The following is a 16,777-nucleotide window of genomic DNA, read 5'->3' on the forward strand; positions in this document are numbered from 1 at the left end:
GGCTTACATACCGACATACTTTATGAATTTCATGAAATCTATTGCGAAATGATTATAGAGAGATGACAGGCGATACGTTTAAATATCTTGATAGTTTAGGAGGGGTTATTAAATGATTAATCTATTTAATATTCCAGATTTGATAGAAAAGTCAGCAGCGAGTGATATTGAAATTCAAGCAGTAGAAAATCGTATGAATGTTACATTACCTAATGTATATAAGGAATTATTGAGATGTACAAATGGCTTTTCAATCGGTAGTGGGTTACTTATTTATGGTACGGAGCATATTGCAGAAAGGAACGAGGTTTGGGAAGTAGATGAGTATGCGAGGGGATATGTCTCAATTGGTGATGACGGTGGGGGTAATGTATTTTTAATGGCTCAACATGCAGAGGAAAAAGAGGTGGTAGTAATTGATTCTGGGGATATGAATCCAAGCCATGCTACTGTAATTACCGCTGATTTTAAAAAATGGGTGAATAGTGGTTGTGTAAGTGAAATAGAACAGAAAGCGATACATAAGTCGTCTGATATATGTAATATAGTGTTAGTGAAAACTCCTAGTGAAGGTTTGAAAGATTTAATAAGAATAAAGAACATATTAGGGCTTGAGATTTCCGCAATTGATTTGCTAAAGGGTTCAAAAAATCTGCCTTATATATTAGTAGAGAGATTTCCATACGGGAAGGCGAAAAAACTCATTGAAAAATTAGCAATTGATAGTACTATACTGAGTATAGAAACGACTGGAAAAAACAGTTAATATCAGAGGGTAACTTTCATACGAATAGAGAAATCGATATGAATCCAAGGGAGTAAATAGGGAGAGTTAGAAATGATTATAAATGATGCAGTTTTTGGTGAGATTGAGTATACATATGGATGGGTTAAGGACATTAACGTTGAATTTTGTGGAAAAGAAGTTGAAATAGCATTGATAGTGAAAGGTGAAGAAGACGGTAAGTTTGATGAAGGACAATATACTGCTTATAATTCATTATTGCAAAATTGGGAACAATTGCAGCACGGTTTTTTACAAGCGATTTTAGACTATTACAAGCAAGAGCGTCAACAATTAGGGTATGATATTGGATTTAATGAAAATTATCCGTATATCGAAACAATTGACCAATTACTTAGGAGGATCACTTTAGTTGGAATTGTAGTCCCATATGGAGATATTCATGAAGAACGAGATATTGGGATAACTTTCGATTGTACGTGGGATACAGAGAATGGATTAGGAATACGTTTACTAAATGAAAAAGTAACTGAAGTGGGGTATCAAGATGTTGCTATTTGAATTTTAATCTAAGGAGTGAAAAAGTAATATGAAAGAATTTGAGGAAAGGTTTAGTGAATTGCAAGCTGATATGGTATCCATATGTATGGAATATGTTGAAAATAGAGCTGATAAAGTATATGTGTATGTTTCATGTGAAGAAGATATGATTTCTAGTAGTTTCTTTTATTTCATTAACAATAAGTATGTAGAGTGTCACAAGGTTAATGATGCATTGAAAAATGGAGAAAAAAGATATGATGTATCTCCAGAACGAATGTTTCAGGTTCTACAAATTATAAGTGAAGATATCGAAAGAATTGAAATGTTATGCAAAGAATACGAAAAAGATATGCCAACTGAGATGAAATTAATATACGATGCTAAGAGTGGTAAGTTTAAAGCTGAATATGAGTATGATTTAATTCATACAAACGATGATATAAAAACGGCTAATGATTTTGCTGATGAGTGGTTTGAGAAAGTGAAAAATAATAACCTTTAAAAGGGGTACAGTAATAGTTATATCTTAGTGAAATAGATAATGAGTGGGAGTAGAAAATGGAGAAATCAGTATTAGAAAAAATAGAATTAATTAAGGATATTTTAAATAATGATCCATTTTGTTTGCTTTTTGGTGAAATTATAGAGGTAGAAAAAAAGATTGATGAAAGATTAGAAGAAGGCCCTTTGAAAGATTATAATTGTATTATAAAAAAATATGAAATGTTGAACGGTGGAGTAATTACTATATATGGTCATCTAAAACGCGAAAGTATTCAATTTTATACGGAGGACATGCCGGGTGGTGCTGATAAGTGGATTTGTATAGGGAAAATTGAAAGATATCCATTGGTTATTAATAAGGTGAATGGAGAAGTTTCTTGTTTGTATGGAGATTTAATTAATCAAAATTTTATTATTGAGTTATATGGTGATTTTAATAATTTCTTACAACATTATTATGTAGGAAAAAGATATTGTGAATTAGGTAATAAGTTTGTTCAATTTGGAGGAATTAGTGAAACCGTAGGAAGCAAAGAGGATGATTGGTATCAGTTATTAGAAAGTAATGGTTTATTATGATAGATTAATTTAACATGTTACGAATGTAATATTGAAGGCTTTTTGAAAAAGTTGTTATTTAAGATTTTTCGAAAAAATCGCAAAGTGAAGTTACCAATATAGGAGCTAGTAATATTAATATAAAATAACTAGGAGGATTCATATGATAGATGTTAAAAAATTATTGACATATAAACTATATTCTCCAGTTGATGAAACTGAGATCAAAAAAGTTGAAGAGGAAATGGGATTAGTACTCCCAAATACTTATAAGAAATTAATAAAGCATACAAATGGATTTGTAAATGATAATGGAGTCGTTCTGTTTGGAGTTGATGTAATACATGAAAGAAATAAAACATATGAAGTCCGTGAGTATGCAAAGGGTTATGTTGCTATAGGAAGTAATGGTGGAGGGAAATTACTGTTAATGGCTACACATGAAAATGCAACAAAGTTAGTACAAGTTGATTCAGGAGTTGTGGATTTGAACTATGCTACTGTAGTAAGTGAGAATTTTATACAGTGGGTAAATGACGGCGCGATAGATGTTGAATGTATGAATGAAGAGCGGGAAGTATGTAAGGGGAAGTTTTGTAATCTTATATTAATTAAACCACCAATAAGAGGGGCTATGGATTTAAAGAAAATACAAGAGGTATTCATCATAAAAAAAGGGTTGTTTGATTTATTAAAAGGCTCAAAACAATTACCATTTGTATTAATGGAAGGTATCCCTGTTGAATTAGCTTTACAAAAAATAAACCAGTTAGGAGAATTAGGGGATACTTTAAAAATATCTAGTATTGATTAAAAGGTTATCGTAGAAATAGTGTCCGTATAGTCGTTTGAAATAAATAATAATTCTGTATCAAAAAAGTGAAGTGTTGCTGGGATTAATCAAATTATTTATGAGTGAAAAAATTAGAATTTTAAGAAATATGTAGAGTTAGAGTGCTAAATTTTTAACTATAGGTAAAAGTTTTTTGTAAAAGACGGTTCGTTTGATTTTGATTTTGAAGCGGTTTAGGAGAATTCCAGTACTACTAATGAGGAACAGAGAGTTTAACAAATGGTTTGGTAATTTATCTATAATAGAATATGTGAATTGAAAGGTAGTAGAATGATGAAAGAGAAAGTATCCATATGGGTTGGAAATTTTGAGAGTAAGGATGAATTTTTGAATTATACAAATACTGAGTATACAGAAGATGGAGATAGTATATCTTCTAATTTTGAAAAGGACTTTAATTTGATTTATTACGACCGCGATTTAGTTGAAAAGGAATGGGTTAGTCAATCAAAAAATAATATAAAGGATTTATTGAAAGATTTTTCTTACATTGATCAACTTATTCAACAATTTAATTATACAAACTGTGAAAAGAAATTGAACGCAGCCATTTTAATATACAATATGGAATACAATGCTAAGGAAAGAAAGGTTAAATTTAAAAGTAACGAATTAGAATTTGTTGGAGTTTATCAATATAGAATATCTATTGATGATAGATGGTAATTGTAAAGTTGGCTATAATTATGAGTATCTTTCAGAGGTGAATTTGTATGAATGACAATATGGGAATATACAATTTGATCTCATACTTAAATCTAATTAGTTTAATAATCAATGTAAAAAGATTATGTAATATATATACTATTAGAATTAAAGAATTAGGAGGACATAGTGAACAAGAAAAGGCAGTTAATTCAACAAGTAAAAGTCGTGATACATAAGTTGGAGAAAGACTATGTGAAAGATATTAATAGTGGTATTTTACAATTAATATATAAAAGATATAAGAAAGCGTTAGAAATATTAGAGAATAACGAGGATATTAAGGGAATAACCATTGTGGGTGGCGTACGTGCATATATGGACAGTCACAATGATTATCCACATACATTATTAGAAGAATTACATAAAGCTGAAATGATTGCCAAAGAATTAACTAACAGATAGTGATAGAGGAAAAATAAGGTGGAAGTTTTTATAAAAAGCAAAATATAATTCTTGCAATGGTTGAAAGTGCAAAAGAGTGGGCAATGCTACTAAACAAAAGAATTTTAAATAGTGATTTATATAGAAGTGAGTATGCTAAAGTACTTGTAGGAATGAATCATGATATACAACTAACGATAATTAATTTACTTAATGAAATTATTGCTGATAACCCTAAAAGAGTTGAGAGGACTGCCAATGAGGTTCTTAGTCAATTACAAGGAGTTCATAAAAATAAATAAAAAGTGTAGAAATACTGTATTATAGATAAAACTAAGAACACCCTAGCGAAGAGCTAGGGTGTTTGTGTTATATAGTTTCACCATATGCTTCCGAATTAGGAGCAGGAGTAATCAACGAACCTTTTGTAGCGTTTCCTATAATAGAATGAAAGTGTTTAACGTTTAAATATAGGAAGAAAAACAATTAAGCTTTTATTTTATTTAAAATGGATACTCTATTAGTAGTGAATAGTAAATAATTTTGCTTTATTGTCTTAATTAAAATACGATCAGTTGTACCATATGCTGTTCCAATTCGGATTGCGCTTTTTTCTTCAACACCAGCATATGTATTATCTTCCGTTACCTCAGTGATTTCACATAATGGAATATGAATTTTAGAGAATTGCCATGAAATAATTAGTTCATCTTTTGTTTTTTCAACATGAATACCTAACATATTACCAGAACCTTTCTATAATAAAATTTTACTCTTCTTATTTTATTATACAAATTTATAGATTTTATTTCTATTTTTTTACAGAAGGGATACAACTAACAACGAGAAAAATGTTCATAATTACTTTCATTCCTATTATAACGAATTCTACAATAGAAAACAGAACGTATATTTGGTATAATCAAAATATACTATATGAAACGATGTACATGAGTTTGGGATTTATGAAAAAAGGTAACATAATAATACATACGCTATAGGATTCAGTTCATGTTATACAAATCAATCGTTAGAAAGGAAAAGAAGTATGAATCAAATTTCATTCGAAGATTTATTTGAAGAAGAAAACAAACGAGAAAAGGTGGAGGTAGCTGAGATTCCCGTACCTTTATCGCCCCTACAAAAGGATATTTTAGAATTAATTAATTCTGAAGAAATAAGTGCACTTGAGTTATGTGAACAATTAATACGAGCTGGTAAAATATCAGATGAGAGATTCACAACGAATAAGCCTAAAGCATATGGGCAAGTATGCTTACTATTAGAAGGGTTTGTTAAAGAAGAAAAGTTTATTTTTGTCAAAAGTGATGAGAAAAGAGATAGAGTATATAAATTGAAAGACGAAGATTCTAACGAATAAAATGTGTAAAGTATAGTAATGAAATAAGGAAGTCCTCATATTTGTGTTGAAAGATTATTTTCACATAAGCGTGGGGATTTTTTTTTGAGGGAGGATGTATGAAAGATTGGGAGTATAATGAATTATTTCATGCAATTCGGGAGGCGTATGAAGAGAGAGGGTATCGATATGCTATAGCAAAACTAGCGGATGAATTTAATAATGTAGGAAAGATTGAAGATGTTATCGTTGATACTGCCATAGGAGAAATAGCAGTCAATCATCATATGGTTTTTGTTGGACGTATTAAAGGTATAACAAAGAGGCTAAGTATGTTTAATCTTCAAGAGGCAGAAGGTGAATTGACAGTAGAGGAAATAAAAGATTTATCGATAAGAATAAATAATGTAATAGAAGGGTTAAAAAATGTAAAGAGTGATTATAAATCTTCGGTTGAATAATTCATGTTTCTGCCAATGTAAGAGACATAGCTAAACAAGGGAATAGAAATCGCTGCATATATAAAACGTAAGATAGATGAGAGATAATAAAGATTGGAAAAAAAATAAGACTAAAATAATGGGATTGATAGGCATATGGTTATCAAATATAAAAAAATTATCTTATAGATAGTTAAATAGCTATTACTATATTACAAATAATCAACTTTTGTTTTATTTTTTATAGGAAAACAAAAGAGTAATCGTAAAGACTACTCTTGGATTTTTTTCTTTTCTTCCTTTTCAATTTCGGAAACGGATTTTTCAGGGTCTTTTATAAGTTTTCCCAGTTCTCCAGAACGTGAAAATTTATCTTCGAAGTTTTCTGTAGTACTGATACTAGCATCAAACCATAGATCTTTATCATCATTTATATATCCTTCTATAGAAGGAATTCCCATTGGACTTATTTTATGTTCTATAAATGTAATAGATTTTACATCCTGAATATTATAACGAATATACTTTTCTACACGTGCCTTTTGTGCCTTCCAAAAAATTTCTTCTTGTTCTTTATGTTTTAAGTATTCCAAAGTGAAAAATCCTCCTGCTATGAGCACCAAAGCAGATACAATCAAAATAACTACTTTCTTCATTAGAAAATCCCCTTATAAAAAACTTACCATTACATTCTTCTTAAAATGGGATAGGGAAGACAAGAGTAGTGCAGAGACTATTCTTACTTCTTTTCTTTCTCTTCCTTCTCTTCCTTTTCAATTTCGGATACGGATTTTTCAGGGTCTTTTATAAGTTTTCCTAATTCCCCGGAACAGTCAAATTTATCTTCGAAATTCTCTGTCGTACTAATACGAGCTACAAAATCTAATTGTTGGTTATTATTTATATACCCTTTTAGTCTAGGAATTCCCATAGGACTAGTTTCACGTTCTGTAAATGTAATAGATTTAACATCTTTAACATTATAATGAATATACTTCGTTACTCTTGCCTCTTGTACTTTCCAAAAAATTTCTTTTTTTTCTTTATGTTTTAAGTATTCCATTGTAAAATACCCTCCTGCTATAATACAAATAATGGATAAAATAATTACCAATTTTTTCTTCATAAAAAATCCCCTTATATTTCAATATAGTTAAAATATACCATGAAATGAGTTGAAACATATGAGTGAATTTAAAAAGAATGCAATTGCGACAGAGGAAGATTATTTCGATTTATCAGATGCCGTTTATGATGATCGAACTTTACATAAAGGAGCAGAAATAAAAGGACATAATAAAAGATGGGTAGTTATAGAATCAATAGATGCAGATTGTCAAAAAGTGAAAAATGGATTACAAGCTATTGCAGTGGTGCCGAAAAATGATTATAAAGAGAATAAAACTCACTATGAAACTATAGTATTTGCATTTCGTGGAACAGAGCCTAAGCAATTAGCAGATTTCGAAACAGATATCGATCAAATTACGTTTGGAATTAAAACACGTTCTAAAGTAATTACTCCAAGTAATAGTCAAACAGTAAAACCAGATTTTGCAACATCTTTTAATACCGGATTGGAATGGGTAGATAAAGTAAATGAAACATATCAGCCAACTTATGTGCATGCTACAGGGCATAGTAAAGGAGGCGCAGAAGCTGATTATGTTGCTTCGGAACGGAATTTTTATGCAACTACATGGGCTGCACCAAATCCTTATCGTTTGCTAAGTCCTGAAGCAAAAAAACGAGTAGATAGAGGGGAAATGGAAAACAAAGCTACGGATTATACACATGAGAATGATCCAATTGGTAACCATACTCAATTCGGTGCGCCTCTAATTGGTAAGCAATTTACAGTGAGACAGAATGATACAAAAGAAGATTTTTTTACACGTTTAACTATGGAAGGACACGGTAGAGATACATTTAGAGGAGCATTTCATTCAAATGGAAGTCCAATATTAAAATTAGAACCTGAAGATATTATAAGACAAGCACAAAAAATTCAAATGCTCAGTAATCGATTATCAGATATAGCAAAAAAAATAGAAGAGTTTCAAAGAAGAGAAGCTGAAGCGGTTCAAAAGTTGAAAAGTCAATTAAAATATGAAACAGGGCCAGGTGGGAAATATCATCTATTAGAAGCATATGAAATAGATGAAGCCATCTCACGAATTGCCAAAACGAAAGAAGGTGGAAATGACTATTTTCACGATGTACACATGGCAGAAGAATTAATTCATCTTTTAAGAAAAGAACAAAAAAGTTTAAGTAGATTTGGGGACAAAATTAGTGATGCAGCAAATTCACTTAGGGATAAAGATAATCAATTAGCGGGGAATTTTCAGTTTAGATAAGGAGATAATTATATGATGGATTTTATGGGGGAAATTAAAAAGATAGAAAAGCAAATCGAAAGTGTTACAGTAGATTTAGCAGATCAGGTTGTTGAGGAGTTACAAGCTGCTAAAAAACAGATTGAAAGAGAAATGCAGCGTATGGTGTTAAAAACAGAAGTAGGGTTTAAATCAATAGACATTATAAAAGAAGATACATATGCTCTTCAAAAAAACATAGGGGCATTTCATGAATTACAAACAAGTCTAAGAGATATAGCAGCAGAATTAGAGAAAAGTTTTGAAAGTAAAACTGGCAGTAAAATCAATGAAGAATTAAAGAAATATGAAAAACAAATTAACAACAACATTTTTAATGAACATGTTCACTTAGCAAACAGTTGTGGTAAAAAATAAGAGAAGAAGAAAAAACTAAAGATAGTTTCTATTGCTTTAATTTACTGAAAGAGATGCACTGTGTAAATGCGAGGTTTGGATTGAACAGAAAAGTGTGTCTGGTGATAAGTTATATGAATGAATAGATAATACAAATTGTATAGAAATATATGAGCTCGTTGAAGGTGAGAGTGAATTAAGGGGAAAGGCTAAAGAAGAAAATAGATGTATTCATAGGAGGGATGCAGTTATGAATCAAAAAAAGTTAGAAATGGCTTTTAAAAGATATAGCAAAAATTTTGTGGATGGAATCAAATTTGAAGATGTTAAAGATAAATATAATGTCAGTAGAAGAAAGATTGAGAAGATTATTGAGCAAAATGAAACAGAGAAAGATCACATACTATTAATAAATCTAAGCAAAATTTCTTCATATCACTTGTCACTATGGAAAAACGATGTATTGATCAGCGGTGGAAACAATGCAGAAGGATTAAAAAACATGCAGAAGGTCTTATTTTACCAATGCATGGGACAGGATCTCTATACAATAAGGTATCCAAGAATGATCTTGGGATATTCGTTTAGCGAAGTCGTCCTCACATTAGTTCATTTTGCAATGTATGGATGGGAGAAAGAAGAAAATATATTATATGATTTTATGGCTCATCACTTCGGTGGACATTTAATAGATGCCAATGAAGAGGATAGATATATTTGGTTTTTGTTAGAGCTGTACTTGCAGTATAAAAATAAAACCATCATGGGAACGAATGAAAAATTGCATCTAGCCGTGATTAATAAGTTTAAGGAAGCTGAACTGCGATGTGACTTAATCCCTGAAGACCTAAACATTTATGATGAAGTGCTGGAACGTTGGTCGACTGGTGATTTAGAAGAAATAGAACATCTAATTTCGATCATGTCTCAGTATCATTCTGCATTAGCTTCTGAAATCGGACAGCTAGGTGAATTTGGTGATTTTGGATTCGGATTTTATCCTTATGAAATCTTGTTCTTGATCCATGTAAGAAAAAAACTAGGATTGCCAGTACCTACTCAATTCGATAATTTTCTGATGAATACTCCAGAAGCGAAAATGGTATTTGGAGAACGTGAGCCATACCCTGAGTGGGACCCTGTGCTTCAGATGATTGATCAATTTTATCGTAAAAACTACCCGGAATATATTCCTAACAAGCATGGAGAATTATTTCAATAAAAGGGAGGAAGCTAATATGCCTAATCAAGAAATAGCGCAGATTATATTTCCTGATAGCAAGGATTTGGAAACGTTTTTGAAGGAGCAAGGAAGTTATGACTTACATGAAGACCTATTAAAATATGGATTGACGACGAAACAGTTTTTATACGTTGACTATAAAGGTGAGCAATACCAAGAAATTGTAAATTTTATTCTTGATTATGAATTTGCCCACCAAATTGAATTAGCGACACAAGAAGAACTCGAGAAATTAGAAGCATTTAATTATGAATTTTTACCGGAAAAGATCCAGGAGGTCAACAAAATACTGTCACCAAAGGGGTATGGACTATTTTCATATCCTAATTCGGGCGATTTTTTCGCATTATTCATTGCGAAAATAGAGGATATAATAAAGTTTCTGCAAGAAGAAGTGCTGTTTGATGATAGAATCCCTTTCCAAGAAAGATGCATTAAGTACTATAAATAGACTTAAGATAATGCAGTTTTGAAAGAGACACCACATTATCCCTATGATATAGTGCATTATCAAGAAGAGTAAATGTAAGAATCTACAGTGATATACTTTTAGACTGTAGTTTTTTTATTTGTGCGTAATTAATACATACTGTGCAAAATGAAAAATAACTAAGGGGATTTATTAGTTCATTAGGCAATTGAGGAGTGAATTTAAAAATTAGAAAAAATATTTATTTAAAAGTTAAAATTATATATTGATGGATATATACGTTATAAAAAAATATTAGAAAATCCCGCTCGTTGTATATAGAAATTACACAATAAAAATAGAAGTGTATTACGATAAAAACTTACTTTTACATAAACAGATAAACAGAGCTTAACCATTAGCTAATATTGTAAAGGAGGATTGAAAATGTTAAATGGTGTGTTAACGAAGGAGTATATAATACAGAATAGCCTTGAGTTTGAAGAGTGTTTAGAATATGGGGGACCTTATGGGCTAGGAATAGTAGAGTGTGCAGATGATGGTAAAGAAAAATTGTTTACTGGCTTAGCTTATGATGTTTATGAGAATGGAAATATAGAATGTTATTTCTATGTAGAAAATGGTGTTAAACAAGGAGAGTATGTGGAGTTGTATATGAATGGAAATATAAAAAGAATCAGCAATATGAATAGAAGCACGGTTGAAGGCTACCATGTTGAATTTTTTCAAAACGGAATGAAGAAGCATGAGTCTGAATGTATTGCGGGACGTGAAATGACTTTTAAAAAATATGATGAACAAGGGAATATTGTAGAACAAAAAAATGAAACTGAATTATTTTACAATCGCAATGTATCCGACTGTAGCATTTAACGAGGAAGAGATATTGAATCGTCTTCTAGATGTATTTGAGTCAAACGAAAAATCCGCTCCTACTCATTGGGGAAACTGTGAAACGGTGCAGGTAGAATATAATCGCCAGGAAATCGTAGAAAAAGTAATTTCGGAGCGTAGAGTGTCTGAAGTTCACCTCTATCATGATAAAATGACGGGTTATATTCACTTAAGAATATAACCCTATTTATTAGAACCAGTAGTATATAAGGAGATTATTCTACGAGTTATATACAAATATTAGACGAGGAATATTTGACGCTGTAAAAGAAAAAATATTTACTCTTATATCATTATTGATGTTGTCCTCAATTTTCCTCATGTAGCACTTGAAAATCAGTAACAAGTGAAACGATTTTTCCTGCTTCATCAATTCCCCAATAGGAAGGATAAAATCCATCTCCATAACCTGAACGGAATATGATGATATTACTTCCTGTTTCCTCACACACCACGCAATTTCCCCAATCTTCATCATGTTCTGTTAGTATGTCATCTATAAGATCATCATACAAACTAGTAAATTCTTCTCCTAGTTCTTGTTGTAACCTATCTTCTATTTCTTCTAACTTACCAATTGCTTCAACATCTGCAAAGCACCCTAAGCCTGTATCAACTGGGTAACCAAAAATATATCCGTCTTCCAGTTCACTGACATTTTGTCCTGGTTTTGTTGCCATCTTCCATCTTACCGCTTTTGACTCCGACAATTTCAATTCGGCACCAGCAATGACTCCATCTTCCTTATGCCACCAAGCAACAATTGGATATGTACCTGGCTGAATTGTTTGTTCGAAGTGATTTGTATTAAAAATAAGAGGATCACAAGCAACAATTTTACCTGAAGTAACTTTCAACTGTTCTAGTGCTTCGGAACGCAGGGCCTCACTATCCGGTTTAGATAATTCACGTAATAACTTTGACATAATGTTTCTCTCCCTTTCCTTTTAAAATATTTGTTGGTGCTGCCTCCCATATATTTTTACATGAGTTACATTTGTGTTCTGTGGTATTTCTAGCGCCTTTGTATGTTCCTATAACTTCGATATTATCGCCATGAACTTCTAAAACCTCTGCGGCATATCATACCCGCGTTTTCTAATAGTTCTGCAACATATTCTTCATGCGTTTTACGTTTTCGGATATATTGCTCCCCCGTACAAGTGTAGATAGAACAAACATTTATTCATTGAAAAATATAACAAATGAATTTGACTTTAAAATTAGAACCAGTTTTGAGGATGTAAATAATAATCCACCCGTTGATTATATTATTTTAAGGGTAAAAATGCATTAATTAAAAATTCAATAAAAGAAAATCGAACTAGATAGTCTTTCTAGATTAATCTTCTTATTTTATATTCTCAAGGGATATTCCACTTCACTGCGACTCATTGCAATATGTCTACTTCTGTGACACATTACACAATTGTACAGAGATAATGAAGTAATATGAAAAAAATATAAAGATTGTAATTTAATCCTATATATTTTTTATAAATTCTAAAAGTAAATCCCTTATTTTTGGTATGATTGACAGAGACTATTTAATTTCTTATGAATATTCTTAAAAAGAGAGTGATGCTGTATGAAATCAATAAATGTAAATGGGAATATATATCATATTGAATCTATTCCTTTTGAAGATAAGAGTGAGCAGGATGAAGAGGGATACTACGAATATTTTTACAAAGGAGTCAATTTATCGTTTCACTCGGACAAAGAAATAATTAAAGCCCGAATTTATGATGAGGAAGAAATAATATATTTCTTAAAAAATCCATCTCTTGCATTTGGTAAAGATTTTGAAGCTATAAAAGTATATATAATTAAAGAATATGATGTAAATAAATTTAAAATTCCAGGTGAAAAAAAGCCTATATAGAATTATAGCTATAATTCTATATAGGCTTTACCATGACCAATTATAATAAAACAGGAAAACTCACAAAGTACTTATGCCTGTGGGTGATGAAAGGAATGTATTCGAAATAGAGTAAATCAAGTGAAATAAGTAGATTTGAAAATAGATTCTCAGAAAATGTGATTGAAATAGCAGCTGTCACAGGGGCATTAGGAATCGGTGCATCAAAAGGCGGTGACAACATTTTGTGGACTGCGTCAATTGATTTGATTGCGTGGAAAGACTTACATAACAATGAAACGATTACAAAAGAAGACATACGACTCGCATGGTTGGTTGATGATGCAATTAGTTATTTCGGATAAACGTGATGTGATTTGTTAGGATGTGAAGTTAAATGAGAAATGACTTAACATGGCCAGTACCGGATGAGCCAGTTTCAGCAGAATATATAAACTATGTGGGAAAAGAGATAGGGTATATATTTCCAAGTGACTATGTAGAATGTGCTACAAATAATAATGGTTCAGCTGTATTACCTTATAAATTTGAAATAGATACGATAACAAAGGTATTTGGAACTTTACTTTCTTATGATGTAGATAGTAGTGAATATATCGTTAAAGTATATAACCAGTATATTTCTACTCTGCCAAATGAATTGATTCCATTCGCATTTGACCCAGCAGGAAATTTAATTTGCTTTGATTATAAAAATCATGAAGAAGATCCAATTGTCGTTTTTTGGGAACATGAGGGAGCATGGGAAAAGGAAACTTTGATGGAAAGTGAGGGGATTACGGAAGAAGCAGCAGAGGAACGAGCAAGAGAAAATGTATTCTATATTGCTAATCATTTTACGGAGTTTTTAAATAAGTTACATGATTAATAATATTATTCATATGAAATGGTTCGTATAAATGTAAGAAGCAATAAAAGGAGAGAGAATGATGGACTTAGAGCATTTAAAAAAAGATATTTGGTATGGAGAAGTTTCTAATCATACAATTGAAACTCTTAAGTCTAACCTAAGGGATGGTGCAACAGAGAAAGAATGCTTTATCTTAATTAATGAATTGTTAAAGCTAGGTGATTTCTCTGTAAAGGGGTTACTAATCGAACTTATGAATAGTACTCGAGATGAGCTTGTGTTGAATTTATGTACTAGACTATTTTGCTCAGTAGCTACTCACGATGATTTATTAGAAACGAATAATTTGAAATTCCTTTCAAGTGCTTCAGAGGATGGAGTTCATAATTTTGTAGTAAGTGCTGGTGAAACTCTTTCATATCATGTAGTACCATATCTTTTACCATTACTAGAAGAGTGGGAAGATACCTTTGTTGAAAAAGCTATTAGAAATGAACTTTCATGGATGCTTGGAATTGAGGACGAGTATTATGAAGTATCGTTAGAAGAATTTAATGAAGCTTATTCTGGTTTTATCGAAAATAATGATGCGCAAGAATATTATTATCGTAATAGACTATCTTTTCCTGGAGACTTGGCAAAGGAGTTAGTGTCGGAAGTTATGAGTTCTTTAAGTGATAGAACTACTTATAATGTTGTTACTATACCTTCCGTTTTATCAATTTGGAGTGGAATCAAATGTCCAATTCAATATGATACGATTATAACAAATGAAAAAAATAGAGAGTTGATGTCATATATTGATGTTTTAACAAAGAAAGAATGGAAGATTGGTAAAAAGTATTTTTATGGATATGTAGTCGTATAAGAAAACGATATATGCGATGAATATAAAACATTCTATGGCACCCTGCTAAGGAGTGATTTTTACTATAATGGAAAGCTTTAATGGATGGTATGTTTTATGGAGGAAAATAAAAAAACAACTAGTAGCTCAACTAAATGTAAAAAGATATAAACACATCAAGAAGGTGAATGAATGATATTGCCAGAGGATTTTCGAGAGAAATGGGATGTTAATAAAGATGGCCCACTCGTTACATTTCATGAAAAAGAATTAATAAACAAAAACTTTTCAGATGAAGTGAAACGATTTTTGTCTATAGGAGGCTTACCAGAAACACCGTCACCATATTTAGAGTTTACTTCATCTCAGTCTTTCGTAAGGTCTATTGCAACTGTATTTCATATGCCAGAAGAGTTTCGAAAATATTGGTTTTTAGGAACAACTAGTTCTGGAGATCCAATTTGTCTAATTGAAAAACAAGAAAATGTAGTATTTCTAAATAATAGTGATGAGTATAAAGAAGTGTTTATGAATTCTTCTATACATCAATTTGCAGAATGTTTATTAGTATATTCAAAAATGATCGATAAGGCAGTAGAGATTAATGGTGAGGATGCCTTTATCGATAATAATATACCAGAGTGTACAATAAGTTGGTTGAAGGAAGAGTTGAAAAAAATTGATGATAAGTGTATGGAAAAGGATTCTTTTTGGTTGATTGAAATTGAGAACTTATATGAATAATTGAAAGTGAAAAAGAAAATGTATGGTGCATGGAAGAGGAGTATGGTGATAGTGAAGAATGCTATGAGTACATATTTTAAATTAAGAAAAGAATATTTTGATAGAGGTTTGAATTTCTTATTTAAAACACCATATAACGAAAAAGTTGATTTTGTTATATATCAAGGTGAAATAGAGGAAGATGAAATTTCATGGAAACCAGTTGAGAAATATATTGAAACTGATTTAACAATACTTGAGGAGCAATTCGCAATTAAGTTTCATGATTCAGTTTATCACTATTTTAATTCATATTGGTTCGCTGATTTGGATGGGTTTATCGGTGACCATTATATTAGTTTAGAAGCTGTATTACCAAATATAGAATTGGAGAATTTTGAAGGTAAGTTAGAAGGATATGAAAAAGATCATCGTAAGCTAGATAAGATTCCTATAGGAGTAGAAGGAAATGGTTTACTAGTTATTTTAAATAATGTAAGTGGCAAAGTCGAATTGGAGGATTTCGAACGAGGTTTGTTTATAGAGATTTCGAACAGTTTAAATGAGTTGATTTCTAGTTTGAGATTACAAAAATAGTAAAGTGAAGAATGTTTATATGAATTATAGACCGGCTAGAGGGGCGTGGAAAAGTGGAATATAGTGGAATGGCTTCAGTTTGGTTTGGAATTTCTAAATCACTCCAAAATCTTGAGGAGTATGTCGATATAGATTACACGATAGATGGTGATTCAGTTCATTCAAATTTTGGGACGAGCTTTGAATTCGGTTATTATGATGAAGATAATATTGAATTTTGTTTTTATGAGAATAATAAAAGGGACGTTGAACATATTTTAAGTGATTTTTCTTACAGTGAACGAATTACTCCTAAAATAAAAAAGCTAATAAATGGAGATAGTTTAGCGAACGATATTAACTTTGCTATTGTTCTTTATGATTTTAAATATAATGAAGCGAAAAGAGAAGATATGTTTGATGGTTTAGAGGTAAAATTTATTGGTTCTATGCCGTACAGGTAGTTTGTAGGGAGCTGCAAATTCATTTCATAAATACATGG

The 16,777-nt window shown here is 31.1% G+C and carries 25 protein-coding genes and 2 pseudogenes; 23 read left to right on the top strand and 4 right to left on the bottom strand.

Features of this window, described 5'->3' with window-relative positions; all coding sequences use genetic code 11:
• The first annotated feature begins 112 nt into the window (after positions 1-112).
• From MKY38_RS05980 to MKY38_RS06015, 8 genes and pseudogenes are all read left to right on the top strand, one after another.
• Positions 113-766 carry an SMI1/KNR4 family protein gene (locus MKY38_RS05980; RefSeq protein WP_000609054.1) on the top strand — a complete coding sequence of 218 codons (654 nt, stop codon included), beginning with the start codon at positions 113-115 and terminating at the stop codon, positions 764-766.
• Positions 767-838: 72 nt separating this feature from the next.
• Positions 839-1,306: a DUF6985 domain-containing protein gene (locus MKY38_RS05985; protein WP_199697729.1), complete on the top strand. Its 468-nt coding sequence runs from the start codon at positions 839-841 to the stop codon at positions 1,304-1,306.
• A gap of 28 nt (positions 1,307-1,334) precedes the next feature.
• Positions 1,335-1,790, top strand: a complete 456-nt coding sequence (locus tag MKY38_RS05990; RefSeq protein ID WP_000657446.1) for an immunity protein YezG family protein — start codon at positions 1,335-1,337, stop codon at positions 1,788-1,790.
• A 56-nt stretch (positions 1,791-1,846) separates the two neighbouring features.
• Complete coding sequence (locus tag MKY38_RS05995; RefSeq protein ID WP_199697728.1) at positions 1,847-2,371, top strand: hypothetical protein; 525 nt, start codon at positions 1,847-1,849, stop codon at positions 2,369-2,371.
• 142 nt (positions 2,372-2,513) lie between these two features.
• Complete coding sequence (locus tag MKY38_RS06000) at positions 2,514-3,164, top strand: SMI1/KNR4 family protein (protein ID WP_199697727.1); 651 nt, start codon at positions 2,514-2,516, stop codon at positions 3,162-3,164.
• A 312-nt stretch (positions 3,165-3,476) separates the two neighbouring features.
• Positions 3,477-3,869: an immunity 22 family protein gene (locus MKY38_RS06005; RefSeq protein ID WP_033694081.1), complete on the top strand. Its 393-nt coding sequence runs from the start codon at positions 3,477-3,479 to the stop codon at positions 3,867-3,869.
• A 168-nt stretch (positions 3,870-4,037) separates the two neighbouring features.
• Positions 4,038-4,313 (top strand): hypothetical protein, encoded by a 276-nt coding sequence (locus MKY38_RS06010; protein WP_199697726.1) that lies wholly within the window; start codon positions 4,038-4,040, stop codon positions 4,311-4,313.
• A 56-nt stretch (positions 4,314-4,369) separates the two neighbouring features.
• Positions 4,370-4,594: pseudogene (locus MKY38_RS06015) on the top strand (Imm30 family immunity protein); the annotation flags it as partial.
• A gap of 184 nt (positions 4,595-4,778) precedes the next feature.
• Here MKY38_RS06015 and MKY38_RS06020 read toward each other — a convergent pair.
• Positions 4,779-5,033, bottom strand: coding sequence for a SunI/YnzG family protein (locus MKY38_RS06020; RefSeq protein ID WP_046945780.1), 255 nt, complete (start codon positions 5,031-5,033; stop codon positions 4,779-4,781).
• 307 nt (positions 5,034-5,340) lie between these two features.
• On the opposite strand from MKY38_RS06020, the gene MKY38_RS06025 reads away from it, so the two are divergent.
• Positions 5,341-5,673, top strand: a complete 333-nt coding sequence (locus MKY38_RS06025; RefSeq protein ID WP_199697725.1) for a DUF3895 domain-containing protein — start codon at positions 5,341-5,343, stop codon at positions 5,671-5,673.
• 98 nt (positions 5,674-5,771) lie between these two features.
• Positions 5,772-6,113 carry an Imm3 family immunity protein gene (locus tag MKY38_RS06030; protein WP_070180315.1) on the top strand — a complete coding sequence of 114 codons (342 nt, stop codon included), beginning with the start codon at positions 5,772-5,774 and terminating at the stop codon, positions 6,111-6,113.
• A gap of 251 nt (positions 6,114-6,364) precedes the next feature.
• Here the strand turns inward: MKY38_RS06030 and MKY38_RS06035 are convergent, their stop codons facing one another.
• Positions 6,365-6,748: a DUF1433 domain-containing protein gene (locus MKY38_RS06035; protein ID WP_016124882.1), complete on the bottom strand. Its 384-nt coding sequence runs from the start codon at positions 6,746-6,748 to the stop codon at positions 6,365-6,367.
• Between the two features lie 83 nt (positions 6,749-6,831).
• Positions 6,832-7,218: a DUF1433 domain-containing protein gene (locus MKY38_RS06040; protein ID WP_070180314.1), complete on the bottom strand. Its 387-nt coding sequence runs from the start codon at positions 7,216-7,218 to the stop codon at positions 6,832-6,834.
• 58 nt (positions 7,219-7,276) lie between these two features.
• On the opposite strand from MKY38_RS06040, the gene MKY38_RS06045 reads away from it, so the two are divergent.
• The 6 genes from MKY38_RS06045 (at position 7,277) to MKY38_RS06070 (ending at position 11,575) form a co-directional block, all read left to right on the top strand.
• Complete coding sequence (locus MKY38_RS06045; RefSeq protein ID WP_341048383.1) at positions 7,277-8,452, top strand: cytoplasmic protein; 1,176 nt, start codon at positions 7,277-7,279, stop codon at positions 8,450-8,452.
• Between the two features lie 12 nt (positions 8,453-8,464).
• Positions 8,465-8,848: a hypothetical protein gene (locus MKY38_RS06050; protein WP_070180312.1), complete on the top strand. Its 384-nt coding sequence runs from the start codon at positions 8,465-8,467 to the stop codon at positions 8,846-8,848.
• 229 nt (positions 8,849-9,077) lie between these two features.
• Complete coding sequence (locus MKY38_RS06055; protein WP_199697721.1) at positions 9,078-10,049, top strand: hypothetical protein; 972 nt, start codon at positions 9,078-9,080, stop codon at positions 10,047-10,049.
• A 16-nt stretch (positions 10,050-10,065) separates the two neighbouring features.
• Positions 10,066-10,521 carry a hypothetical protein gene (locus tag MKY38_RS06060; protein WP_001133582.1) on the top strand — a complete coding sequence of 152 codons (456 nt, stop codon included), beginning with the start codon at positions 10,066-10,068 and terminating at the stop codon, positions 10,519-10,521.
• Between the two features lie 405 nt (positions 10,522-10,926).
• Positions 10,927-11,373 carry a toxin-antitoxin system YwqK family antitoxin gene (locus MKY38_RS06065; RefSeq protein WP_086408869.1) on the top strand — a complete coding sequence of 149 codons (447 nt, stop codon included), beginning with the start codon at positions 10,927-10,929 and terminating at the stop codon, positions 11,371-11,373.
• Entirely contained in the window at positions 11,324-11,575 is a 252-nt protein-coding gene (locus MKY38_RS06070; RefSeq protein ID WP_196477566.1) for a hypothetical protein, read from the top strand. The genes MKY38_RS06065 and MKY38_RS06070 overlap by 50 nt, the downstream gene beginning before the upstream one ends.
• 127 nt (positions 11,576-11,702) lie before the next feature.
• Here MKY38_RS06070 and MKY38_RS06075 read toward each other — a convergent pair whose 3' ends face one another.
• Positions 11,703-12,320 (bottom strand): DUF4241 domain-containing protein, encoded by a 618-nt coding sequence (locus MKY38_RS06075; protein ID WP_000040620.1) that lies wholly within the window; start codon positions 12,318-12,320, stop codon positions 11,703-11,705.
• 662 nt (positions 12,321-12,982) lie between these two features.
• On the opposite strand from MKY38_RS06075, the gene MKY38_RS06080 reads away from it, so the two are divergent.
• The 7 genes and pseudogenes from MKY38_RS06080 to MKY38_RS06110 all read left to right on the top strand — a co-directional run bounded on the left by MKY38_RS06080 (position 12,983) and on the right by MKY38_RS06110 (position 16,739).
• Positions 12,983-13,279, top strand: a complete 297-nt coding sequence (locus MKY38_RS06080; protein ID WP_002181372.1) for a hypothetical protein — start codon at positions 12,983-12,985, stop codon at positions 13,277-13,279.
• Between the two features lie 125 nt (positions 13,280-13,404).
• Positions 13,405-13,605 (top strand): annotated as a pseudogene (locus MKY38_RS06085) (DUF7021 domain-containing protein); the annotation flags it as partial.
• Positions 13,606-13,655: 50 nt separating this feature from the next.
• The gene (locus tag MKY38_RS06090) at positions 13,656-14,147 is read left to right on the top strand and encodes an SMI1/KNR4 family protein (protein ID WP_065224266.1); all 492 of its coding nucleotides are present in this window, start codon (positions 13,656-13,658) and stop codon (positions 14,145-14,147) included.
• 61 nt (positions 14,148-14,208) lie between these two features.
• A complete protein-coding gene (imm47, locus tag MKY38_RS06095) occupies positions 14,209-14,997 on the top strand; it encodes an Imm47 family immunity protein (protein WP_065224267.1) in 789 nt (262 codons plus the stop codon).
• A 171-nt stretch (positions 14,998-15,168) separates the two neighbouring features.
• Positions 15,169-15,720 carry an SUKH-4 family immunity protein gene (locus tag MKY38_RS06100; protein WP_065224268.1) on the top strand — a complete coding sequence of 184 codons (552 nt, stop codon included), beginning with the start codon at positions 15,169-15,171 and terminating at the stop codon, positions 15,718-15,720.
• A 63-nt stretch (positions 15,721-15,783) separates the two neighbouring features.
• Positions 15,784-16,296, top strand: a complete 513-nt coding sequence (locus tag MKY38_RS06105) for a SecY-interacting protein Syd (RefSeq protein WP_170965438.1) — start codon at positions 15,784-15,786, stop codon at positions 16,294-16,296.
• 53 nt (positions 16,297-16,349) lie between these two features.
• Positions 16,350-16,739: an immunity 22 family protein gene (locus tag MKY38_RS06110; RefSeq protein ID WP_065224270.1), complete on the top strand. Its 390-nt coding sequence runs from the start codon at positions 16,350-16,352 to the stop codon at positions 16,737-16,739.
• Positions 16,740-16,777 lie beyond the last annotated feature (38 nt).

This window comes from Bacillus sp. FSL R5-0585, assembly GCF_038004545.1.
GTDB lineage: Bacteria > Bacillota > Bacilli > Bacillales > Bacillaceae_G > Bacillus_A > Bacillus_A cereus.